The following is a 23,044-nucleotide window of genomic DNA, read 5'->3' on the forward strand; positions in this document are numbered from 1 at the left end:
TTACAAGGAAGGTGGCCGTGCCTGGCCAGAGTTGTCGCCGCGTCTGCGGTCGACATTGGCCGGGTCGTCCGGCTCGATGCTGCCCGGTAGTGCTGGGGCGTCCGGGCGCACTTCGGCCGGATCGTATGCCTCGCCCTGTTCCGCCTTCGCAGGCCGCAGCCATCCGCTGCCCGCCACCATCTGACCGAGTACGCCATTATCGCCTGTCGCCCCCGGCTTGCCCACTCCGGCGCCGGCGCTCTTGCCCAGCTCCATCAACGCAGATGGGGACAGCGCGTCCATCGGCAAGGCCTTGGGCAGCAGGTCGGTGCCCGGCACCTGCCACTGCGGCAGCTTGCTGTTCATCCAGGCCACGGCCGGGTTCAGCACCGGGCGCAGCGCCGAGCCGCGCCAGGAGGGTTCGGCGGTAAGCGGGGTGAAGCCGGCCAGCAACAGCAGCACGGCCGCGATCAGCCCGCCACGCACGGCACCGAGGACCCCGCCCAGCAAGCGGTCCAGGCTGCCCAGCATGTTGCGGTGGACGATGGCCTTGATGACCATGCCGATCACGGCGACCACGACCATCACGCCGATGCCGACGCTGAGGTAGCCGCCGATGAAATGCTCACCACCGGGCGCAGCCGGTGCGGCCCACCAGCGTGCGGCGTCATTGCCAAAGGCGAAGGCCGCCCAGGCGGCCACCAGCCACGATACGGTGCCGATGACGATGCCCACGAAGCCGCGCAGCAACCCAAGCAGGGTGGAGGCGGCGATCACGATCAGCAGCACCACGTCGATCATGGCGCCCCGCTCCTTCGGCGGCGCTGGCAACGGGGCTGCGTACAGGTCATGGGTGCGGTCGCACCATGCCGGCCACGCCGACCTTGGCGGCGACCTGCGCCTTCAACTGTTCAGCATCGGCGCGGTTGGCGACCGGCCCGACACGGACACGGTGCAGGCTGCCCTTTTCGGTACGCACCTGCTCGACGAAGGCGCTGAAGCCTGCCGCGCGCACCTTGTCGCGCAGGGCGTTGGCATCGTTGGCCTGGCCGAATGCGCCGAGCTGTACGGCAAAACCCACTCCGCTGGCGGCCGGTGCGGCCGGCGTGGTCGGCGGCGTGGCCGGCTTGCTGGCGGTCGCTTCCGGCTTGGGCTCGGGCTTCGGTTCCGGCTTGGCCACCGGCTTGGCCGGCTCCGGCTTGGCGGCCGGCGGCGCTGCTGCGGTTGGCGTACTCGGCGGCAGGCTTTCACTGCGCACCGGGTTGCCGGTCGCCGACGGCGTGGCCGCCGCGACGGGAGTACTGGCGCTCGGCGCGGGCGTCGGTGTGCTTGCCACCGGTGCGCTGGTCGAGGGCTTCGCATCGAGCGTGATGACTTCTGCCTTCACGTCGGCACGCACCTTCACCGCCTGCAGCCGGGCCGCTTCGGCCTGGGCACGGTCGGCATACGGCCCAACGCGAACGCGCCAGGCCGGGCGACCGTTGATCGATGCGGTCTCGATGAAACCCGGAAGCTGCGAACGCTTGAGGTAGGCGATCACCGCATCGGCGTCGGCCTGGCTGCCATAGGCGCCGAACGTCACCGCGTAGTTACCGGCGGCGACGGCTGGCGAAGTGTCCACGGTCGGCGGTGTTGCCGGGGCGGCAGCCTCCTCGACGAGACGGGCCTGGCCACTCTGCAACCCGGTGGCGCCACCGGCCGGTGCGACCAGCGGTAGTTCACGGGTTTCAAACTGGCCATCGGCCGGCGCATCGGGCGCGGCGATCGGCACAGAAGCGACACCGCTGTCCGGGGCCGGGCCCTTGACGAGCATCGGCAGGAAAATGACGGCCAAGGCCACCAGGACGATGGCACCAATCAGACGCTGTTTCAGGGGCGTATCCACGTAGGGCAGGCGGCAGGCTGGACGTTGCGGTCGATTATACGGGTGCGCGACCGCACGGCGTCGGTAATGGCTGAACGGCGGTCAGGCGTGGGCCTGCAGCCATTGCAGCGCAGCGGCGGCGGTATGGAAGGAACCGAATACCAGCACCCGGTCGCCGCGCTCGGCGCGGGCCAGCACCTGCGCCAGCGCCTGTTCGACCGTGCCGGCCAGCGCCGCAGTGGCTGCCGCGGTATCTGCCAGCCGTGCCTGCAGTTCCGCCGCACTCTGCCCACGCGCGCCATCCAACCCGGCCAGCGTCCAGTCGCCCACTACCTCCTGCAGCGCCTGCACCACGCCCACGGCGTCCTTGTCCTGCAGCGCGGCGTATACCGCCAGGGTGCGCCCGGGGGATGCCTCGGCCTTCAGCGCGTGGGCCAGCTGACCGGCTGCCTGCGGGTTGTGGCCGACATCGACGCGAACCTGCACGCCATCGCGCTCGAACGCCTGCAGGCGCCCGGCGATGCGCGCCGCTGCCACGCCTGCGGCCCATGCCGCGCGCGGCACCGGCCGGTCCAGCGCGCGCAGCGCCGCGATCGCCGCACCGGCGTTGGCCAGCTGGATCGGCCCGGCCAGCGTCGGCGTCGGCAGTTCCAGGCGGGTGCCGACATCGCGCCAGCGCCAACGCTGCGCGTCGATCGGTTCGTAGAAATAGTCGCTGCCGCCGCGGATCGCATTGGCACCCACCAGGTAGGCGCGCGCCAGCACGCTCGACGGCGGATCGGTCTCGCCCAGGATCACCGGCTTCCAGCCGCGGATGATGCCGGCCTTCTCGGCACCGATGGCCTCGCGGTCCTCGCCCAGCCATTCGGCGTGATCGATGTCCACGGTGGTGATCACCGCCACGTCGGCGTCGACGATGTTGACCGCATCCAGGCGGCCACCGAGGCCCACTTCCAGCACGGCCAGATCAAGATCGGCATCGGCAAACAACTGCAGCGCGGCCAGCGTTCCGTACTCGAAGTAGGTCAGCGTCACATCACCGCGCGCCGCCTCGACCGTGTTGAACGCGGCCACCAGTGCGGCGTCATCGACATCCTGGCCATCGATGCGCACGCGCTCGTTGTAGCGCAGCAGGTGCGGCGAGGTATACGCGCCGACCTTCCAGCCCGCAGCACGCGCGATGGCCTCGATGAAGGCGACGGTGGAACCCTTGCCGTTGGTACCACCGACCACGATGGTGTGCCTGGCCGGCGTGCCCAGGCCCATCGCGGTGGCCACGGTGCGCACGCGCTCCAGCCCCATGTCGATGCTGGCCGGATGCTGGCGTTCAATGTAGTCCAGCCATTCGGCCAGAGTGGTCGGGGTGTTCTTCACGGCAAGGCTTCCAACAGGTGCAGGTGATTCAGGGCAGAAGATTCAGAGTGCGCGGTGCTTGGCTTCACCGAAGAACGGCGTGTGGTGGGCGCAGTCGTTCAGGCGCACCACTTCCAGGCTGTCCAGGTCGGCGCCTTCAAGCAGGTTGAGCGTGGTCGGTGCCTGGCGGAAGGTCCACAGCCGCGACAACGGCAGGCCCAGCACCTTGCACAGGATCACCCGGTTGACTGCATCGTGGGCGACCACCAGCAGGGTGTCGTGTTCGCCAAGGCCTTCGGCGGCGCGGGCCAGGCCGCGCCAGCTGCGCTCCAGCACCAGGCGCAGCGATTCGCCACCGGGCATCAGCACGGTGTCCGGTTCATTGCGCCACGCCTGCAGGCGCGACGGGTCTTTTTCGTTGATTTCGCTGGCCAGCAGGCCTTCCCACTCACCGTGGGCGATTTCCTGCAGCTCCGGCTCGGTCAGCAGCATGTCGGCGCGTGCAGCACCCAGGGCCAGTTGCGCGGTGCGTTGGGCGCGTGACAGCGGCGAGGCCACCGCGCGGGTGATGTCCACCGAAGCCAGGCGGGCGCCAAGCGCCTGGGCCTGGGCCTCACCGATGGGCGAAAGCGGGATGTCGATCTGGCCCTGGTAGCGGCCTTCGGCGTTCCACGGCGTTTCGCCGTGACGGGCAAGCAGGATGCGCATGCGAACAAGGGGTCCTTGGGGGAGGAGTTCCGGCGCATTGTTCACATCCTGTGAAGTGCGCGGAACAGGGATGATACCTGTTCGGCGGACCCGGCCGGTCGGGGCATGAAAAAACCCCGCGACAGACGTCGCGGGGTTTCAGAAACTCCGGCTATCTGGTCGAGGTTGCCGGCCAGCGGCCGGCACTACCGCAACCGGTTTATTTCGCCAGTTTCAGTTCCTTCAGCAGCTGCGGCGCCGGCGCCACTTCCTGCATGATCCACTGCATATAGCGGCTGTCGACGGCGATCATGCGGGTCATCACCGGGTCGAACACCCAGTTGGAACTGACCGATTCCCAGTTGCCGTCGAAGGCCAGGCCGACCAGCTTACCGTTGGCATCGAGCACCGGCGAACCGGAGTTGCCGCCGGTGATGTCCAGGTTGGACAGGAAGTTCACCGGTACCGAACCGATCCGCTTGTCTTCCAGACCGCCGTAACGCTTGGCCTTGACCGCATCGAGCAGGGCCTTCGGCGAGTCGAACGGATCCTCACCGGTTTCCTTCGCCGCCACACCTTCCAGGGTGGTGAACGGGGTGTACTTCACGCCGTCCTTGCCATAGCCCATCACGTTGCCGAAGGTGATGCGCAGCGACAGGTTGGCATCGGGATAGACGAACTCGCCCTGGCTCTTCTTGTAGTCGGCCACGGCCTGCAGGTACAGCGGACGAGCGGTCAGCGATTCGCCCTCGCGGATCTTCTTCTGCTCTTCCTGCTTCAGCAGCGCCGGCATGACGGCCACCGCGTACTGGATGGCCGGATCATTGCTGGCTTCAAACGCAGCGCGATCGGCCTTGAACCACTTCAGGCGGTTGTCGAGGCTGCCCAGTCCGGTGCCGCCCAGCTTGGTCACCAGCGACTTCACCGCAGTGGGATCGCTGCCGGCCAACCACGTGTTCAGCACCTCGTTGTCGCGCTGGGCGGCCGGCAGGGCCACGTACTGGTCCAGCCAGTAGGTCTGCAGCTGCTGGTCCATCTTCGCCACGTAGCGGCGATCCATCTGCTTCAGGCTGCCCTCGATGGTGGTCAGGTCGCGGTCCTGGTAACCCGCTTCGCGCTCGGCGTCGGGCTTGCTGCGCTCGATCGACAGGCGGTACAGGGTGATGGCCGCGCCCACCGCGGAGGTGTTGTTGAACTGGCCGACAAACAGGTCGCGCTCGCGCGTCGACTTGCTGGTATCCAGGTGCTGCAGCAGCTGCGCGTGCGCAGCCAGTGCCGGCTTGCCGGCAGCGCCCTGCTTCTTCAGCCAGGCCAGCACCGCCGCTTCTTCGGCCTGCTTCTGGCCGGCGGCATCGATGCGCTTGAAGCCTTCCAGCTGGCCCAGGTAGTTCTTGGCCACGTTGTTCATGCTGGCGGCGGTGGCGGCGTACTTCACCTTGACGTCGGCGTCGGCCTTGCCGGCATCGGCGATCATCTTCAGCACCGCGTTGTAGTGGCGGGCAATGGTCGGGTAGGTGAAGCTGGCGGTCTCGTTGAACTCACCGGCCAGCGCGTAGCGGTTGGTGCGGCCCGGGTAGCCGGCCACCATCACGAAGTCGTCGGCGCCCAGCGGCGTATCGGCGAACTTCAGGAAGTGCTTGGGCTGGTAGGGCACGTTGTCGGCCGAGAACGCGGCCGGCTTGCCATCCTTGCCGACGTAGGCACGGTAGAACGAGAAATCACCGGTGTGGCGCGGCCACATCCAGTTGTCGACGTCACCGCCGAACTTGCCGACGCTGCCCGGAGGTGCATAGACCAGGCGCACGTCCTTGATTTCCAGGTTGCGGAACAGGCGGTAGGTGTTGCCGCCGGAGAACGAATACAGGCGGCAGCGGAAGCCGGCATCGGCTTCACACGCGGCGACCTGGGCCTTGTCGAAAGCGTCCAGCGCACGGCTGCGGGCCAGCGGGTCCTTGCCGGCGCCGGCGATGGCCGCCTTGGCCTGGGCGGTGACGTCGGTGATCTGGTCGAGCACGAACACGCGGGCGTTCGGGCCGGCACTCAGTTCATCGCTGAGCTTGGGCGCGTTGAAGCCGTCCTTGATCAGGTTCTTCTGTGCGGTCGAGTTCAGCTGGATCGCACCATAGGCACAGTGGTGGTTGGTGACCACCAGGCCCTGCGGGGAGACGAAGCTGGCGGTGCAGCCGCCCAGCGCGACCACCGCGCCCATCGGGTCGCCGGTCAGGTTGGCCAGCTGTTCCGGGGACAGCTTGAGGCCGGCCTTCTGCAGCGGGCCGGCGATTTCCGGCAGCTGCTGCGGCACCCACATGCCTTCAGCGGCATGGGCGACCTGGACCAGCCCAAGGCTGGCGACGACGGAGAATGCAAGCAGGTTCGAGCGCATGGAGCGGCCCCTGGTAGTGGAACCCTCGATTGTAGCCCGCCGCCCTGCCCCGGCCCGAACCCCGGAAGTCATGGCCCCGGCCCGCCGGGCATGGCCCGGCGCTACCCGCGCGATTTGCCGGTAGCGCCGGGCCATGCCCGGCGAACGCAGTGGCGCTGTTCGAAACGCCCGCCTGCGCACAGCTTTCGTTCCACCACTGCACCCGCAGCGCAACATGGGAAATCCGCGTGGCGCCCTATAATCCGCGCTTTCCCCCTGATGAGTTCCACCCCGATGGCGCAGCAAACGATGAAGGCCCTGGTCAAGCGCGAAGCGGCCAAGGGCATCTGGATGGAAGAGGTTCCGGTGCCGACCCCGGGCCCCAACCAGGTCCTGATCAAGCTGGAAAAGACCGCGATCTGCGGCACCGACCTGCATATCTACCTGTGGGACGAATGGAGCCAGCGCACGATCAAGCCGGGCCTGACCATCGGCCATGAGTTCGTCGGCCGCATCGCAGAGATCGGCCCGGGCGTGACCGGCTACGAGATCGGCCAGCGCGTGTCGGCCGAAGGCCACATCGTCTGCGGCCACTGCCGCAACTGCCGCGGCGGTCGTCCGCACCTGTGCCCGAACACCGTCGGCATCGGCGTCAACGTCAACGGCGCGTTCGCCGAATACATGGTGATGCCGGCCAGCAACCTGTGGCCGATTCCCGACCAGATCCCGTCCGAACTGGCCGCCTTCTTCGACCCGTACGGCAATGCCGCGCACTGCGCGCTGGAATTCAACGTCATCGGCGAAGACGTGCTGATCACCGGCGCCGGCCCGATCGGCATCATCGCGGCGGGCATCTGCAAGCATATCGGTGCACGCAACGTGGTGGTGACCGACGTCAACGACTTCCGCCTGAAGCTGGCCGCCGACATGGGCGCCACCCGCGTGGTCAACGTCGCCAACACGTCGCTGAAGGACGTGATGAAGGAACTGCACATGGAGGGCTTCGACGTGGGCCTGGAAATGAGCGGCAACCCGCGCGCGTTCAACGACATGCTCGACTGCATGTACCACGGCGGCAAGATCGCCATGCTCGGCATCATGCCCAAGGGTGCCGGCTGCGACTGGGACAAGATCATCTTCAAGGGCCTGACCGTGCAGGGCATCTACGGCCGCAAGATGTACGAGACCTGGTACAAGATGACCCAGCTGGTGCTGTCCGGCTTCCCGCTCGGCAAGGTGATGACCCACCAGCTGCCGATCGACGACTTCCAGAAGGGCTTCGACCTGATGGAAGAAGGCAAGGCCGGCAAGGTGGTCCTCAGCTGGAATTGACTCTTCGGGTCAATTCCCCCGCAGGTTTCCTTATCCCCGCGCCGTCGGCGCCCCCCCCTTGAACAACAAGGGGGCTCTCCCCCAGATGGGATCAAGAACGCTGCGGAATCGAAAAAGGCGCCCAATGGCGCCTTTTTCGTGAAGCGTGCCAGGCAAGCCAGGCACCTACCGTAACGCCTGCGGCGTTACTTGCCTACGGCCACGCTCAGCATCACCCGGCTGTGGGCCAGCTTGCCGGAGTTGTCGCGACCATTGCCATCGGTGCCGTAGTAACCCAGGCCAACATTGAACAGGCCGAACTGGCGGGCGACGCCGACGTTCCAGTCGGTGTAGTCCTTGGCGATACCGTCCTCGAAGGTGCTGCGGCCGACGTTGGCGTTGAGCGTGAAGTCCTTCGGCAGGCCCCAGCTGCCACCCAGGCCGAAGTACCAGCCGTCGGTGCTGCTGTTCCACACATCGTTGCTGTAGGCCACCGTCAGCTTGTAGGTGTCGTCCAGCGTGGTGGTGGTGATCAGCTCGTTGTAGTTCTGGTGGCTGGCCTTGAGGTAGGTGTATCGGTTCAACAGCACGTCGAAGTTGACGCGCTCGGTCACGTCCACGCCGTAGCCGATAAGGTAGTCGACCTCGGTATTCGGATCGCCCGGACCGAAGTCCACGCCCGAACCCCAGACACCGGCATACAGGCCAACCGGGCTGGTGTAGGTGAAGCCGGCCTGCAGGGTCGGATCCTCATCGGTCTGCGACACACCACGGAACAGGTAGTCCGAGACGGCGGTGACGTTCCAGCTGTACGGAGATTCGTTGTCCTGGGCGCTGGCGGCGAACGGCGCGAGGGTCAGGGCGGCGGCAATGGCGAGGCAGGCACGGGCGTGCTTCATGAGCGTCTCCGGTGGGGTCGGTGGCGTGGAAGGCGGGGGATCTGCAGCGGGCGCAGCAACCGGAGCCAGACAGCCCCGGTTCACGAATTTTTAACCCGTTTGCTATTGCGATGCAACATGTGCCGGCCATGGCGGTGCCCCATCCGGCCCGGTCCGCAGCCGTCGATGCCCGGTAGAATCAGCGGTTTCCCCGTGCTGAGCCGTGCCCACGCCATGACCGACTCCTCCGCCCTGACCCGCCACTATGCTGAGGAACTGGACGCCATCCGCGCCCAGGGCCTGTTCAAGTCCGAGCGGATCATCACCAGCCCGCAGTCCGCCGAGATCACCCTGGAAGACGGCCGCAAGGTGCTGAACTTCTGTGCCAACAACTACCTCGGCCTGGCCGACCATCCTGACCTGATCCAGGCCGCGAAGGACGCGCTGGACAGCCACGGTTTCGGCATGGCATCGGTGCGCTTCATCTGCGGCACCCAGGACCTGCACAAGCAGCTGGAGAAGCAGATCGCCGACTTCTTCGGCAAGCAGGACACCATCCTGTACGCGGCCTGCTTCGACGCCAACGGCGGCCTGTTCGAACCGCTGCTGGGCGAGAACGACGCGATCATTTCCGATGCACTGAACCATGCCTCGATCATCGACGGCGTGCGCCTGTGCAAGGCCAAGCGCTTCCGCTACGCCAACTGCGACATGGCCGATCTGGAAGCGCAGCTGCAGGCCGCCGATGCGGCCGGCTGCAAGACCAAGCTGATCACCACCGACGGCGTGTTCTCGATGGACGGCTTCATCGCGCCGCTGGACGAGATCACCGCGCTGGCGAAGAAGTACAACGCGCTGGTCCACATCGACGAATGCCATGCCACCGGCTTCCTCGGCGCGACGGGCCGCGGCTCGGCCGAGGTCAAGGGCGTGCTGGAGAAGATCGACATCATCACCGGCACCCTGGGCAAGGCCATGGGCGGCGCGCTGGGTGGCTTCACCTGCGCCAGCGCCGAAGTGATCGAGCTGCTGCGCCAGCGCTCGCGCCCGTACCTGTTCTCCAACTCGCTGCCGCCGCACGTGGTCGCCGCCGGCATCAAGGCGTTCGAGATGCTGGCCGCGGCCGATGACCTGCGCAGCACCCTGGCCGCCAACACCACCTACTTCCGCGAGAAGATGACCGCTGCCGGCTTCGACGTGAAGCCCGGCGTGCATCCGATCAGCCCGGTGATGCTGTACGACGCACCGCTGGCGCAGAAATTCGCCGAGCGGCTGCTGGAAGAAGGCATCTATGCGATCGGCTTCTTCTTCCCGGTGGTGCCCAAGGGCCAGGCCCGCATCCGCACCCAGATCAGCGCCGCGCACAGCCGCGAGCACCTGGACCGCGCGATCGATGCATTCACCCGCATCGGTGTCGAGCTGGGCGTGATCAAGGGCTGATCACCCACGGATAACGCCGGGCCATGCCCGGCGGTTTCCCGATAGCCGCGCCATGCGCTCGCCGGGCACGGCCCGGCGCTACCCATCAGGGCGTGCCGACCAAGGTCGGCACCTGCCAGGCCTTACTTCTTCTTTTTCTTCTTGTCCTTGGGCTCGTCCTTGCTGGCGACCACCACCGGCTTGGCCACAGCGTCCTGCCCGTTGCCCTTGGCAACGCGGATGCCATTGGCTTTCATCCAGGCATCGAACTGGTCGGCGGTCATCTTCTGGTCGCCGTTGCTCATCATGAAGCGATAGCTGCCGCGGCCATCCAGCTCCGGGGTCTTTACTTCAACCACCGGGGTTTCGGCCGGGCGATCGGCCTTGGCCGCCTTCTTGTGGCCGCCGCAGGCCGTCAACAGCACGATCGGCAACAACAGGCTGGCACAGCGCAGGGTTTGCTTGAGGGTCGGGTGATACATGGCAGGCTCCGTTCTGGACATTCGACAACCAGGCGCCCCCTACGCCTGGAACGGTGGCCGGCGAGCGCCGGCCGTGGGCATCACTCAGCCCGGTGCAGCGGCCCCCAGCCGCTGCTGGTCGCTGACCTCCAGCGCCCGCCACTGGCCCTTGCCGAGATCGCCGAGCGTGAGCTCTCCGATCGCAACGCGGACCAGGCGCAGCACCTGCAGGTCGAAGGCCGCCAGCAGGCGACGGATATGGCGGTTGCGGCCCTCGTCGAGGACCACCTCCAGCCAGGCGGTCTTGTCGCCGCTGCGCAGCACGCGCACGGCCAGGGCAAGCAGGAACTCGCCCTCGTCTTCGACACCGGCGCGCAGCGCAGCCAGGGTGTCCTCGTCGGGCAGGCGATCCACCTGCACGTGGTAGGTCTTGTGCGGGCCGGTCTGCGGATCAGTCAGGCGCGCAGCCCACTGCGAATCATTGCTGAACAGCAACAGGCCTTCACTGGCCTTGTCCAGGCGACCGACCGGCGCGATCCACGGCAGGCCGGCACCATCGAAGCAGCGGTACACGGTGTCGCGGCCACGCTCATCCTGCACGGTTGTGACCACCCCGCGCGGTTTGTTGAGCATCAGGTACAGACGTTGCGGTGCGCCCATCGGCTGGCCGTCGACCTCGATCGGTGGCGCCGGGCTGGCAATCGGAAATTCCGGATCACGGACGATGCGCCCGGCGACACGAACGCGGCCATCAGCGATCCAGCGCGCGGCCTCGCTGCGCGAGCACACACCCGCCTTGGACAGCACGCGCGCCAGGCCATGGCGCACGCCGGCGGAAACCGCAGGGGGATTCGCACGCCCACGCGCAGCGTGGGAGCGGGCAGCGGGGGCGGCAGGTGGGCGGCGCGTGCGCAAGCCTCTGCTCCCCGCCGCGCTTACTTCTTGTCGACCGGCTTGGTCTCAGCCGGTACTTCGGCTGCGGCCGGGGTGGCTGCCGGAACCGGACGCGCCTTGACCACGCGTACGCCGCGCGCCTTCATCCAGGCGTCGAACTCTTCGGCGGTCATGCGCTTGCCGTTCTGGCTCATGTCAAAGCGCCACGGCGTGTTGTCGAACTCGGTCTGCGGCTTGTACGCGGCCGGATCATTCGGCTTCACAGCCGGCGCGCTCGGAATCGCCTTGGCGATGTTCTGGCAGCCATCGATGCGCAACCGCTGCAGCACCTGGTCCAGCGACTGCGACGGATCGTAGCTGCTGCCCAGCACGCCGCTGGACATGCCCAGCTGGCTGCTGCGGATGTACAGCTCGTCGGCCACCGGGGCGACGGCCGTGGCCGGCAACGGCAGCGGCGAAGCGCTGGTGTTGACCGAGCAATCGACCGCAGCGTGAGCAGCAGGAACCAGGGCCAGCGCCAGAACGGCAGCCGATGCAGAGCGCAGCATGAGGGCATCCACGAAAGGAAGTGACGCGGCGAGTTTAGCAATGCCGCGTCATCTTTCAAGCGCCACTTTCAATGAATACGGCAACTCATTGGTTTGATAAGCAAATTACCGACGAACGGTCACCATTCCAGCGCTGATTCATCATTGCGGACCGCACAAACAACAAGACCCGGCCGAAGCCGGGTCCTGCTGCATCTTACTGGCAGAGCGTCAGAACTTAGTTCTGGACGTTCAGCTCGGTACGACGGTTCTTGGCGCGACCTTCCGGATTGTCCGAACCATCCGGGTTGGTGTTCGGCGCAATCGGACGGCTCTCGCCGTAGCCGATCGGACCGGCCAGACGGCCAGCGTCGACGCCGTTCTTGGTCAGGTAGTTGTACACCGCGGTAGCACGACGCTCCGACAGCTTCTGGTTGTAAGCGTCGGTACCCTTCGAGTCGGTGTGACCGGCAACTTCAACGCGCAGATCCGGGTAACGCTTCAGGATCTCGGTGGCTTCGCTCAGGATGGCCACAGCGTCCGGACGCAGGTTCGACTTGTCGAAGTCGAAGTTCACGCCCTTCAGGTCGATCGAGACCGGCACCGGGCAACCGTCCGGACCGATGGTCTGACCCGGCTGCGAGTTCGGGCACTTGTCGTCGCAGTTGTTGACGCCGTCACCGTCGTCATCCAGGTCGGCGCAGCTCGGGGCAACCGGAGCCGGAGCCGGAGCAGCAGCCACCGGGGCCGGGCCCAGCGGGATCACGACGCCGACCGAAGCCAGCACGTCGCCGAACCAGCTTTCGTCGCGCGCGGCGATGCTCTGGTCGTCGAAGTCAGCGCGGTAGGCCACTTCGGCGCGGACAGCAACGCGCTTGTCGAAGGTGGTCTGCAGGCCGACGCCGAGCTTGGCAGCCAGGTTGCCGTCCTTGCGCTCACGCGGACCGTTGGTGTCCAGAGCCGGGTACTCTTCTTCCGACTTCTGGTAGCCCAGGCCGCCCACGATGTAGGGGTTCCAGCCGCGGCCTTCCTTGATGAAGTGGCGACGCAGATCGAACGACACGCCGTACTGCGACCAGTTCTGATCCTGGTTGGCGTCGAAGTTCGGGTTCTGGTAGTTCAGCTCACCATCCAGCGACCAGTTCGGGCTGATGAACTTGCCCAGACCCAGGGTCACGAACGGAGCGTCGTTGGTCAGGCGGTCGTTGTCCTGGAAGTTGAAGCCGGCCGAACCGGTCAGGTACCAGCGGTCATCGAACTCCTGCGCCGACGCAGCCTGGGCGAAAGCCAGACCGCCCAGCAGCGCGGCAGTAAGGATCTTCTTGTTCATTGAGTACAGCTCCTATTTCGGGGGTATGAAACCGGTAGAGGCATGGGCCAGCACTACTGCGTCGATGTTCAGACAGCCGATTCAGCACGCCACCGCCGCGAACATTATGCTCAGGCGGGTGAAGGTCATGTTAACAGTCCCGTAACATGTGAAGCGCCGCGCACGACCGGCCACCGGTCCGACGTTGAAACCCTATACAGGATGATGAAAATCCGCAAGACCCACGCACCACAAGGGTTTGGAAGGGTTTAACGGCCAGATGCGTCAGATTTGGCGCGGGTTATCCCAAAGCGGTTCAGCGCGCGCCCATCGAGGTGAGGAACCTTATGATGCAGACAGGAACCGAGCTGGAGCTGCAATGAAAGCCGTCGCCCTGTGCCGTGACTCCGCCCCTGCCCTGCGCGATCTGGTGCTGCCACCGCCGCAGCCGCCGCGTGGCCGTGACCTGCTGATCCGTGTCGAAGCACTTTCCGTCAATCCCGTCGACGGGAAGCTGCGTGCAGCCACGCCGGCCGCGTCGCTGGATACCCCGCGCATTCTCGGCTGGGACGCCGCAGGGGTGGTCGAAGCGATGGGCGAGGAGGCCAGCCTGTTCGCCTCCGGTGACGAGGTCTACTACGCAGGGGATGTCACCCGCCCTGGCTGCAATGCGCAGTATCAGCTGGTGGATGAGCGGCTGGTGGCACGCAAACCGACTACCCTCGATTTCGCCGAAGCGGCCGCGCTGCCGCTGACCACCCTTACTGCCTGGGAACTGCTGTTCCAGCGCATGCCCCTGCAGCTAGATGATCGCCGCCACGCCGGCCAGCGCCTGCTGGTGATCGGTGGTGCCGGCGGCGTCGGCTCGATGGCGATCCAGCTGGCCCACCACGCGGGGTTTGAGGTCATTGCCACCGCCTCGCGTGAAGCCTCGATCGACTGGTGCCGGCGGATGGGCGCCCAGCATGTCATCGACCATCGCCAGCCCCTGTTGCCGCAGCTGCAGGCGCTTGGCGTCGACGAAGTGCAGGTGGCACTCAACCTGGCCGACACCGATCACTACTGGGACGAACTGGGCCAGCTGCTGGCACCACAGGGACATGCAGGCCTGATCGTGGAACCCCGCGGCCCGCTGCGCATCGGCGATCCCTACAAGGCCAAGTGCATCGGCATCCATTGGGAATTCATGTTCGCCCGCGCGCGCTTTGCCACCGCCGACCGCATTGAGCAGCACCGCATCCTCAACCGCGCCGCCAGCATGATCGACGCGGGCCAGTTGCGCGGCACGCTGAGCGAAGTGCTGGGCCCGATCAATGCGGCCAACCTGGATGCCGCGCATCAGCGTCTGGCCGGCGGCCGCACCATCGGCAAGCTGGCGCTGGCCGGCTGGGACGACTGATTCACCACCCACAACCTGTCGCAGTGGATTGGCCGGCATCTGTATCTATTGAACGGCCTGTTTCGGGGATAGGGTGGAAACAGATCCCCCTCCCCCGAGCCCGTCATGCCCTCCGCCCTGCCCCTGCGCCTGCTGCAACTGATCATCGGCCTGTTCCTCTACGGCTTCGGCGCCTCGCTGATGATCCGCGCCGCCATCGGTGTCGCGCCGTGGGATGTGCTGTCGCAGGGCATTGCTGCACAGACCCCGTTGTCGTTCGGCCTGGCCACCAACGTGATCGGCGCGCTGGTACTGCTGCTGTGGTGGCCGCTGCGGCAGAAGCCCGGTGTCGGTACCGTGCTCAACGTGATGCTGATCGGCCCTTCGGCCCAGTTCGGACTGTGGCTGCTGCCCCCGGCCGTCGGTCTCGGCTGGCAGGTGGCGATGTTCTGCGCCGGCATGCTGCTGGTGGCGCTGGCCACCGGCCTGTACATCGGCGCCAAGCTCGGCCCTGGCCCGCGCGATGGCCTGATGACCGGACTGCACGCGCGCACCGGCTGGCCGATCTGGAAGGTGCGCAGCCTGATTGAAGGCAGCGTGCTGCTGCTGGGTTGGTGGCTGGGCGGCAATGTCGGCGTCGGCACGCTCGCCTTCGCGTTGCTGATCGGGCCACTTTGCGGGATCACCCTTGGCTGGTTCGGGATCGGCCGCACACCGGTAGTGCCGGCCGCTGGCCGGCAACCGCAATCGCCCTGAGCTGACCGGTAGGCCGGGCATGGCCCGGCGCCACCGAGCGCGAGCCAGCCCTTGCCCCGGGAGCCGTTTCGCGGCACCCTTCGCGCTTCCGTACGCAAGCGTATCGACATGTCGCCAGCCAACGAAAGCGCCTACCCCCACCTGTTCTCCCCGCTGGACCTGGGCTTCACCCAGCTGCGCAACCGGGTGCTGATGGGCTCGATGCACACCGGCCTGGAGGACCGCGCACGCGACTTCCCGCGCCTGGCCGCCTACTTCGCAGAGCGCGCCGAGGGTGGCGTCGGCCTGATCGTCACCGGTGGTTTCGCGCCGAACGTGGTCGGCTGGCTCAAGCCGTTCGGCGGCAAGCTGTCCTGGCCTTGGGAAGTGCGCCCGCATCGGCAGTTGACCGCCGCCGCGCACCAGCACGGCGCGAAGATCTGCCTGCAGCTGCTGCATGCCGGGCGCTACGCCTATCACCCGCTGTCGGTAGCGCCGTCGAAGCTGAAGGCGCCGATCAATCCGTTCACCCCGCGCGCCTTGTCGGCCAGCGGCGTCGAGCGGCACATCGCCGACTATGCACGCAGCGCGAAGCTGGCCCGCGAAGCCGGCTACGACGGCGTGGAAGTGATGGGCTCGGAGGGTTACCTCATCAACGAGTTCATCGCCCCGCGCACCAACAAGCGCGATGACCGCTGGGGCGGTGATGCCGCACAGCGCATGCGCTTCGCGGTGGAGATCGTGCGCCGCATCCGCGAGGCCTGCGGCCCGGATTTCATCATCATCTACCGCCTGTCGCTGGTCGACCTGGTCGAAGACGGCAGCAACTGGGAAGAGATCGTGCAGCAGGCCCAGGCCATCGAGGCCGCCGGTGCGACGATCCTCAATTCCGGCATCGGCTGGCATGAAGCGCGCATTCCGACCATTGCCACGTCGGTACCGCGTGGCGCATTCGCCGCGGTCACCGCCAAGCTCAAGCCGCACGTGTCGTTGCCGCTGGTGGCGACCAACCGCATCAACATGCCCGAGGTCGCCGAACGCATCCTCGCCGATGGCGGTGCCGACATGGTGTCGCTGGCCCGTCCGCTGCTGGCCGACCCGCAGTGGCCGAACAAGGCCCGCGCCGGCCGCGCCGAAGCCATCAACACCTGCATCGCCTGCAACCAGGCCTGCCTGGACCACGTGTTCGAAAACAAGCTGGCCAGTTGCCTGGTCAACCCGCGTGCCGCCCACGAGACCGAGCTGGTCTACACCCCGACCACCGCACCGAAGCGGGTGGCCGTGGTCGGCGCCGGCCCGGCCGGCCTGGCCTGCGCTACGGTCGCTGCCGAACGCGGCCACCAGGTCACCCTGTTCGACGCCAGCGAGGAGATCGGTGGCCAGTTCAACGTGGCCAAGCGCATTCCCGGCAAGGAAGAGTTCCACGAGACCCTGCGCTACTTCCGCCACAAGCTGGGCGAGACAGGCGTGCAGCTGCGCCTGGGCACCCGTGCCGACGCGGCCAGCCTGGCCGGCTTCGACGAGGTCGTACTGGCCACCGGCATCCTGCCGCGCAAGGTCGACTTCCCCGGTGCCGACCACGCCAAGGTGGTCAACTACCTGGATGTGCTGCTGGGCCGGGTCGAGGTGGGTGCCAGCGCCGCCATCATCGGCGCCGGTGGCATCGGCTTCGATGTCGGCGAGTTCCTTGCCCATGACGGCCCCTCGCCATCGCTGGACCCGCAACGCTGGATGGCCGAATGGGGCGTGGATGCCACCTTCGAGGCCCGCGGTGCACTGGCCCGCCCGGCCGTGGAGGCGTCGCCGCGCAGGCTGTGGCTGCTGCAGCGCAGTGCCGGAAAGCCCGGTGCACGCCTGGGCAAGACCACCGGCTGGATCCACCGCGCCACGCTGAAGGCCAAGGGCGTGCGCATGCTGGGTGGTGTCGAGTACCTGGGCGTGGACGATGCGGGCCTGCGCATCCGCGTGGACGGCAGCGAACAGCTGCTGCCGGTCGACCACGTGGTGATCTGTGCCGGCCAGGAACCGCAGCGCGCGCTGCAGGCCGAACTGCAGGCCGCGGGCATCACCGCACACTTGATCGGTGGTGCAGATGTGGCCGCCGAACTCGATGCAAAACGTGCGATCGATCAGGGCAGCCGGCTCGCCGCCGCGCTCTGATGAACACCTGAATGGGGGCCGGAATGTGATTTCCGTCACCGGCCCCCAAGCTGAATGTCAAGCCGGACGATTCAGGATGCGTTCGGCAATCCCCCCCTACCTTGCGCCGACTTTCTGCTCACCAGCCAGTTTCCGGTGAGCCGGTGCGGACCCCGCCGATCGATCCACGATCGTGTTCTTGGGGCCGCCCACGGGGCAGCCCCGATGGCCGCCTCCCCATGACGCCAAGTCGTACCCCGCCTCCAGCAGCCTGCGCTGCCGGAACCGCCAGGTGCGTCCCACACGGAGCAAGGAGTTATATGAAACTGGCCTGGATTCTCTGGCTGTCGCAGTTGCTGCCGCAGCCGGCCGCTGATTCATTGTGTTTGAGCACCACCGTTTACCTGGAAGCCCGCGACCAGACCCTGCGTGGCCAGCAGGCCGTGGCCGAAGTCGCCCTGCGTCGCCTCGACAGTGGCCTGTGGGGCGACTCGATGTGCCAGGTGGTGACCGCGCGCAAGCAGTTCGCCCCCACCATCGTCTCCCCCGGCACCCAGTTGGGCAACGATGCGGCGTGGAGTGAGGCGATGGACGTGGCCTTCGACGCCGAGCGCAACTGGGCGCTGCCAGCCGGCGAGCGCCGCGAGATCGTGCCTGGCGCCAGCCACTTCGCTGCGCTGGCCATCGCCAGCCCGAACTGGCGCAACGCCTACCAGGTGGCCACCATCGGCGATCACACCTTCTACAAAGTGCAGAACCTCAAGCCCCGGCAGTCGTAACGATCCGTTGCCGGTGGCAGCGTTGCCGCGTGTGGCTGGGCTCTGGGATAGTGGTGGTTTCCCGCCACACCCCGCCTGGAGTTCCCATGAAGCTGTACAGCAAGCCCGGTGCCTGTTCCACCGCCGACCACATCGCCCTGCAGTGGACCGGCCAGCCGTTCGAGGTCGAACTGCTGAACAAGGACACCCTGAAGGGTCCGGAATTCCTCAAGATCAATCCGGCCGGCGCGGTACCGGCGATCGTCGATGGCGACTTCGTGCTGGTGCAGAACGCGGCGATCATGGGCTACATCGCCGACAGCTACCCGCAGGCCGGTCTCGGCGGCGATGGCAGCCCGCGCCAGCGCGCTGAAGCCACCCGCTGGCTGGCCTTCGTCAACTCCGACGTGCACCCGGCGTTCTCGCCGCTGTTCGCGCCGGGCAAGTTCATCGCCGATGAAGGCCAGTACGATGCGATCCGCGCCGCCGCGCACAAGCGCCTGCGCGCCCTGTTCGAGACCGCCGACAGGCAGCTGGCCGACAAGCCGTGGCTGGCCGGCTTCCGCAGCTTCGCCGATCCCTACTTCTACATCACCCTGCGCTGGGCGGCCGGCACCAAGGTCGACCTGTCGGGCCTGGACAACCTGGCCGCCTACAAGGCGCGCATGGACGCCGATCCGGGCGTGCAGGCGGTGCTGAAGGCCGAAGGGCTGACCTGATGGAACCGGGGTCGGATCCGTCTGCGCAGCAGGCGGCTCCGACCCCATTGGTGCCATCGGCGCGGTCAGCCGATTTCGCGGATCACTTCGCCCTTCGCATCGCGCAGGAACGTCGGCACCACTTCAACCTGCAACGTACTCGACACCGGGTAGGTCCCGCGTTGCGGCCGCACGCCATGCCAGGCCTGCAACGCCGCCTCATCCAGTATCCAGCGCACGTTGTCGTCCTCGACCGCGACCGCGCCATCGGTGGCCGGCATGAACTCCCATTGCCGTTCGCGGCTGACCAGCGTCAGTGCCTTGCCGTGGCGCAGGCGCAGTGGCAGCAGCTCACCCACACTGCCGACCTGCCCGGCCCCCAGCACCAGCGTGGTGATACCCGCCGTCTGCCGCCAGTCCAGCGTCTCGATGAACAACATGCCGGTACTGGACCCCTCACGCTCGCTGCCGGCCTCCACCCGCTCGGCCAGCGCCGGATCGTCCAGCAGATTGCCGCGATGCAGATCGGTGATCCACAGCGGCATCGCTTCCTCAAGCACCTGCAGGACACCGCGCGTGGACCAGCGCTTGATCGCGTCCATTTCCTCGTCGGTCAGCCCCACCACCTGCAGGAACTGCAAATGTCCATTGGCGGTGTCGCGCGGTGGCAACTGCGGATCGGCAACGAATGCCAGATGGCAGAGACGGGTGTCGGTCTCCAGCGCGATCGGGCCATTGGCGTTGAGGTGGTGGCCATCCTCGAACACATTGCCGCTGCTGAACACATAGCGCGCCAGATTCTGCAGCAGGTTCATCGGCCACGCAGGCGGCGTGCTGCCTGCATCCTCCCCCTCGTCCGCAGCCAGGCGGAGCGTCAGCTCGAAACCATAGCCACTGGTGGCCGCATCACTGCTCTCTTTTGCATACAGTTCTGACAGACCGTAGGTGACGTAGTGCCAATGCGGAACCGGTGATTCGGCCCAGTAGACGCTGATGCCGTCGAGCGGATCCTGGCCACCCAGCGTGTACGGCAGCGCGGTACCGAAGTGACGCGGCTCCTGGCCGGCGTACAGCGGTGCCAGCGCGGCATTGATCGCATCCCAACCGGGGGTATCGGTGTCGTCCTGCATGCGGGGCTCCTGGGCGGAAAAAGAGCGGACCACTTTACCCCGCGCGTCAGCCGGGCACGACCTCGGCAGTGACCGGTGCCATCGAGATCTGGATCTCCTGCCACCAGCGCTGGGCCAGCGCCGGGCTGCGTGCCTTGCCGATCGCGGCGATCATTTCCGGGCACAGTTTTTCCAGGGCGACCGCGTCGGGACAGCGCTCGATCTTCAACTGCATGAAGTAGCCTTTCAGGCCCAGATGGCGGCGCACGGCATCGCTCATCGCGTCGTACAACTGCTGGTACAGCGCCGGATCCTGCTCACGGCCGCTGCACAGCCCGCGCTGCGGTACAGGTTCGGCCCTGCCGCCGACCACTTCGATCAGGCCCAGTGCAGCCAGCTGCTGCAGCGCATCCGGCGGCGCGCGCAGTCCTTCAAACAAGCCGCGCAGTTCGCTTTCATCACGCTGGCCGTCAACCATCAACAGGATCGAACGCAGCGCCGCCGGCAGGCGCCGGGCACGATCTTCGATTTCCTGGCGGCCAGCGGCCGTCTTGGCATGCAGCAGTGCCATAGCTCCCCCTTCCCACGATGCGATACGCATGCACGCCCTTGCGGGCGCGCCCCCCTGTTCGCCATCCCCGGGTGGCACGCGCGTTCCCCGGCGCGTGCCGCGTGTTGCAGGTCGATGACAGGCGGAGCTTAGCGCATGTCCTGGCAGGCCTGGGTAGCGCCAGGCCATCCCTGGCGGCTTTTCCGCGCTTTGCGCTCGCCGGGCATGGCCCGGCGCTACCACCCCGATCAGCGTCCCAGCGCGCGGCGGATCTCTTCCAGCGCGCCCGGGTCGTCCAGCGTCGACAGGTCGCCGGGGTCGCGCTGCTCGGCCAATGCCTGCAGCGAGCGACGCAGCAGCTTGCCCGAACGGGTCTTGGGCAGCGCGTTGACCACATGGATGTGCGCCGGTCGCGCCACCGCCCCCAGCGAGGTGGTCACCGTGGCCATCATCTCGGCCACCACTGCGGCCGGGTCTTCGCCATCGAGCCCCTGCTTGAGGGTGACGAACACCAGCGGCACCTGCCCCTTCAATTCGTCCTTCACCCCGATCACCGCCGCCTCGGCCACGCGCGGGTGACTGGAGATGGCCTCTTCGATCTCACGCGTGCCCAGACGGTGCCCGGCCACGTTGATCACATCGTCGGTGCGGCCGAGGATGAAGGTATAGCCATCGTCATCGCGGATGGCCCAGTCCAGCGAGCTGTACAGCAGTTCCTTGAAGTGGCTGAAGTAGCTCTGCAGGAAGCGGCTGTCGTCATTCCAGACCGTGCTCATGCAGCCCGGCGGCAACGGCGGCGTCATCACCAGCACACCCTTCTGCCCGGCAGCCACCTCTTCACCGGTGTTCTCGTCGATCACCTTCATCCGGTAGCCGAGATTGGGGAACCCGGGCGAGCCGAACCGCACTGGCTTCATGTCCAGCCCAGGCAGCAGGGTCAATGCCGGCCAACCGGTTTCGGTCTGCCAGTAGTTGTCGATGATCGGCTTGCCCAGCGCGTCGCTGATCCAGTGCGCGGTCGGCTCGTCCAGCGGCTCGCCGGCCAGGAACAGATACTTCAGCGCATCCAGGTCGTGGCGGTGGATGAAATCGGCATCGTGCTTCTTCAGCACGCGGATCGCCGTCGGCGAAGAGAACATCGTGCGCACGTTGTACTGCTCGCACAGCGCCCACCAGATGCCCGGATCGGGGTTGGTCGGCAGCCCTTCGTACAGCAGCGAGGTGCAACCGCCGATCAACGGGCCATACACGTTGTAGGAATGGCCCACGGCCCAGCCGACATCGGAGGTGGAGAACATCACCTGTCCCGGCTTGCAGTCGAACACGGTCTGCATCGACTGTGCCATCGCCACCGCATAGCCACCGACATCGCGCTGCACGCCCTTCGGCTTGCCGGTGGTGCCGGAGGTGTACAGCAGGTAGCTGGGCTCGCTCGATTCCAGCCATTGCACCGGCACATCGGTCTGCCCGATCTGCGCACGCAGGGTGGCGTACTCGACGTCGCGCCCTTCGATGCGTGGCTCGGCCGGGTCCAGCCCGCGCGAAACGATCAGCACGTGCGGCGGCGGACTGCTGGCTTCGGCGCAGGCGGCATCGACCATCGCCTTGTACGGAATGAGCTTGCCGCCACGCATGCCGGCATCGGCAGCGATCAGCAGCTTCGGCTTGGCATCGTCAATGCGCAGCGCGAGGTTGTGCGCAGCGAAGCCACCGAACACCACCGAGTGCACCGCACCGATACGTGCACAGGCAAGCATGGCGAACACGGCCTCGGCCATGTTCGGCATGTAGATCACCACGCGGTCGCCGTGGCCGACGCCAAGGTGCTTCAGCACGGCGGCGAAGTCGTTCACTTCGCGATACAGCTGGCGATAGGTGATTTCGCGGGTGCTGTTGGTTTCGGTGGAGATGGCGACGAGTGCGAGCTGGTCCGCGCGGTCGGCCAGATGCCGGTCGACGGCGTTGTAGCAGAGGTTGGTTTCACCACCCACGAACCAGCGCCGGAACGGCGGGTTGCTGTAGTCGAGCACCTGTTGCGGCGGCGTGTGCCAATGGATGCGCTTGGCTTCCTCGCCCCAGAATGCCTCCGGCTCGTCGATCGAACGGCGGTAGGTTTCCTCGTAGTTCATGACGCAGCCCTCCCAGACAAAGTCATGGCTTCGAGCATAGTCCGGCGCTGGCGCGTGGGCCGCCCTACCTTGGTAGGGGGTGTGTTGCCGGCAGGGCTGCGCCCTGCACCCGCAGAAGCAACGGCAACGGCAACAGCAACAGCGTGCATTCCTTGGGATGGCGGGGTGGGTCCGATTGCGGGGGACGCCGTGAATACGTCCATGTAGGCTCGGTCGCGCCATCCATGGCGCTCACGCCCCCGCAACCGGACCCACCCCGCCTTCGACAATTTCCCGCCGCTGTTGGGCTGCTGTTGGTAGCTGTCGACCTTGGTCGACACGTAGATCCACGCCATGCGTGGATGCTTTTCGATGAATTGTCGAAATATTCGATTCCGATGGATTTGATCCATCGCAAAGCGTGGATAGACCATCCGTCACCGAAGATCTGTCGAAGGCGGGGTGGGTCCGGTTGCGGGGGTGTCCGCGGCATAGATGCCGCGGCCAAGCCCCCATGGATGGGTT

General features: G+C 66.8%; 20 protein-coding genes. 7 read left to right on the top strand and 13 right to left on the bottom strand.

The genetic code is table 11. The annotated features are described in order from the left end of the window. The 5 genes from AC3WTC_RS16790 to AC3WTC_RS16810 form a co-directional block, all read right to left on the bottom strand. A complete protein-coding gene (locus AC3WTC_RS16790; protein WP_492712019.1) occupies window positions 1-780 on the bottom strand; it encodes a CvpA family protein in 780 nt (259 codons plus the stop codon). 46 nt (window positions 781-826) lie between these two features. Further along, complete coding sequence (locus tag AC3WTC_RS16795; protein ID WP_492712021.1) at window positions 827-1,864, bottom strand: SPOR domain-containing protein; 1,038 nt, start codon at window positions 1,862-1,864, stop codon at window positions 827-829. A gap of 81 nt (window positions 1,865-1,945) precedes the next feature. Next, entirely contained in the window at window positions 1,946-3,217 is a 1,272-nt protein-coding gene (gene folC / locus AC3WTC_RS16800; protein ID WP_492712023.1) for a bifunctional tetrahydrofolate synthase/dihydrofolate synthase, read from the bottom strand. A gap of 42 nt (window positions 3,218-3,259) precedes the next feature. Beyond that, window positions 3,260-3,904: a histidine phosphatase family protein gene (locus AC3WTC_RS16805; RefSeq protein ID WP_025878100.1), complete on the bottom strand. Its 645-nt coding sequence runs from the start codon at window positions 3,902-3,904 to the stop codon at window positions 3,260-3,262. A gap of 199 nt (window positions 3,905-4,103) precedes the next feature. Beyond that, window positions 4,104-6,266, bottom strand: a complete 2,163-nt coding sequence (locus AC3WTC_RS16810) for a S46 family peptidase (RefSeq protein WP_492712025.1) — start codon at window positions 6,264-6,266, stop codon at window positions 4,104-4,106. 288 nt (window positions 6,267-6,554) lie between these two features. Between AC3WTC_RS16810 and tdh the strand changes: the two genes are divergently transcribed. Next, complete coding sequence (tdh, locus tag AC3WTC_RS16815; RefSeq protein WP_032952044.1) at window positions 6,555-7,577, top strand: L-threonine 3-dehydrogenase; 1,023 nt, start codon at window positions 6,555-6,557, stop codon at window positions 7,575-7,577. A 185-nt stretch (window positions 7,578-7,762) separates the two neighbouring features. On the opposite strand, the gene AC3WTC_RS16820 is transcribed toward tdh, so the two are convergent. After that, the gene (locus tag AC3WTC_RS16820) at window positions 7,763-8,455 is read right to left on the bottom strand and encodes a TorF family putative porin (RefSeq protein ID WP_025878097.1); all 693 of its coding nucleotides are present in this window, start codon (window positions 8,453-8,455) and stop codon (window positions 7,763-7,765) included. Window positions 8,456-8,668: 213 nt separating this feature from the next. Between AC3WTC_RS16820 and kbl the strand changes: the two genes are divergently transcribed. After that, window positions 8,669-9,874, top strand: a complete 1,206-nt coding sequence (gene kbl, locus AC3WTC_RS16825; protein WP_059066100.1) for a glycine C-acetyltransferase — start codon at window positions 8,669-8,671, stop codon at window positions 9,872-9,874. Between the two features lie 122 nt (window positions 9,875-9,996). On the opposite strand, the gene AC3WTC_RS16830 is transcribed toward kbl, so the two are convergent. The 4 genes from AC3WTC_RS16830 to AC3WTC_RS16845 form a co-directional block, all read right to left on the bottom strand. Then, complete coding sequence (locus tag AC3WTC_RS16830; RefSeq protein ID WP_080149947.1) at window positions 9,997-10,335, bottom strand: hypothetical protein; 339 nt, start codon at window positions 10,333-10,335, stop codon at window positions 9,997-9,999. Between the two features lie 84 nt (window positions 10,336-10,419). Next, window positions 10,420-11,229, bottom strand: a complete 810-nt coding sequence (locus AC3WTC_RS16835) for a pseudouridine synthase (RefSeq protein ID WP_492712026.1) — start codon at window positions 11,227-11,229, stop codon at window positions 10,420-10,422. Between the two features lie 20 nt (window positions 11,230-11,249). After that, complete coding sequence (locus AC3WTC_RS16840) at window positions 11,250-11,756, bottom strand: hypothetical protein (RefSeq protein ID WP_025878093.1); 507 nt, start codon at window positions 11,754-11,756, stop codon at window positions 11,250-11,252. Between the two features lie 217 nt (window positions 11,757-11,973). Then, window positions 11,974-13,065, bottom strand: coding sequence for an OmpA family protein (locus AC3WTC_RS16845; RefSeq protein WP_025878092.1), 1,092 nt, complete (start codon window positions 13,063-13,065; stop codon window positions 11,974-11,976). Between the two features lie 358 nt (window positions 13,066-13,423). Between AC3WTC_RS16845 and AC3WTC_RS16850 the strand changes: the two genes are divergently transcribed. The 5 genes from AC3WTC_RS16850 to AC3WTC_RS16870 all read left to right on the top strand — a co-directional run bounded on the left by AC3WTC_RS16850 (window position 13,424) and on the right by AC3WTC_RS16870 (window position 18,773). After that, window positions 13,424-14,443 (top strand): zinc-binding alcohol dehydrogenase family protein, encoded by a 1,020-nt coding sequence (locus AC3WTC_RS16850; RefSeq protein WP_492712027.1) that lies wholly within the window; start codon window positions 13,424-13,426, stop codon window positions 14,441-14,443. Window positions 14,444-14,548: 105 nt separating this feature from the next. Next, window positions 14,549-15,178: a membrane protein YczE gene (yczE, locus tag AC3WTC_RS16855; RefSeq protein ID WP_492712028.1), complete on the top strand. Its 630-nt coding sequence runs from the start codon at window positions 14,549-14,551 to the stop codon at window positions 15,176-15,178. 108 nt (window positions 15,179-15,286) lie between these two features. After that, complete coding sequence (locus AC3WTC_RS16860; protein ID WP_492712029.1) at window positions 15,287-17,317, top strand: FAD-dependent oxidoreductase; 2,031 nt, start codon at window positions 15,287-15,289, stop codon at window positions 17,315-17,317. A 299-nt stretch (window positions 17,318-17,616) separates the two neighbouring features. After that, window positions 17,617-18,075, top strand: a complete 459-nt coding sequence (locus tag AC3WTC_RS16865) for a cell wall hydrolase (protein WP_025878087.1) — start codon at window positions 17,617-17,619, stop codon at window positions 18,073-18,075. A gap of 86 nt (window positions 18,076-18,161) precedes the next feature. Next, complete coding sequence (locus AC3WTC_RS16870; protein ID WP_431601696.1) at window positions 18,162-18,773, top strand: glutathione S-transferase N-terminal domain-containing protein; 612 nt, start codon at window positions 18,162-18,164, stop codon at window positions 18,771-18,773. A gap of 65 nt (window positions 18,774-18,838) precedes the next feature. Here the strand turns inward: AC3WTC_RS16870 and AC3WTC_RS16875 are convergent, their stop codons facing one another. The 3 genes from AC3WTC_RS16875 to prpE all read right to left on the bottom strand — a co-directional run bounded on the left by AC3WTC_RS16875 (window position 18,839) and on the right by prpE (window position 22,540). Beyond that, window positions 18,839-19,882, bottom strand: a complete 1,044-nt coding sequence (locus tag AC3WTC_RS16875; RefSeq protein WP_492712032.1) for a suppressor of fused domain protein — start codon at window positions 19,880-19,882, stop codon at window positions 18,839-18,841. 46 nt (window positions 19,883-19,928) lie between these two features. Further along, window positions 19,929-20,432 (bottom strand): hypothetical protein, encoded by a 504-nt coding sequence (locus AC3WTC_RS16880; RefSeq protein ID WP_105163502.1) that lies wholly within the window; start codon window positions 20,430-20,432, stop codon window positions 19,929-19,931. A gap of 227 nt (window positions 20,433-20,659) precedes the next feature. Further along, entirely contained in the window at window positions 20,660-22,540 is a 1,881-nt protein-coding gene (prpE, locus tag AC3WTC_RS16885) for a propionate--CoA ligase (protein WP_025878081.1), read from the bottom strand. Window positions 22,541-23,044: the final 504 nt, after the last annotated feature.

It is taken from the genome of Stenotrophomonas sp. FW305-C-20-S1, assembly GCF_058783335.1.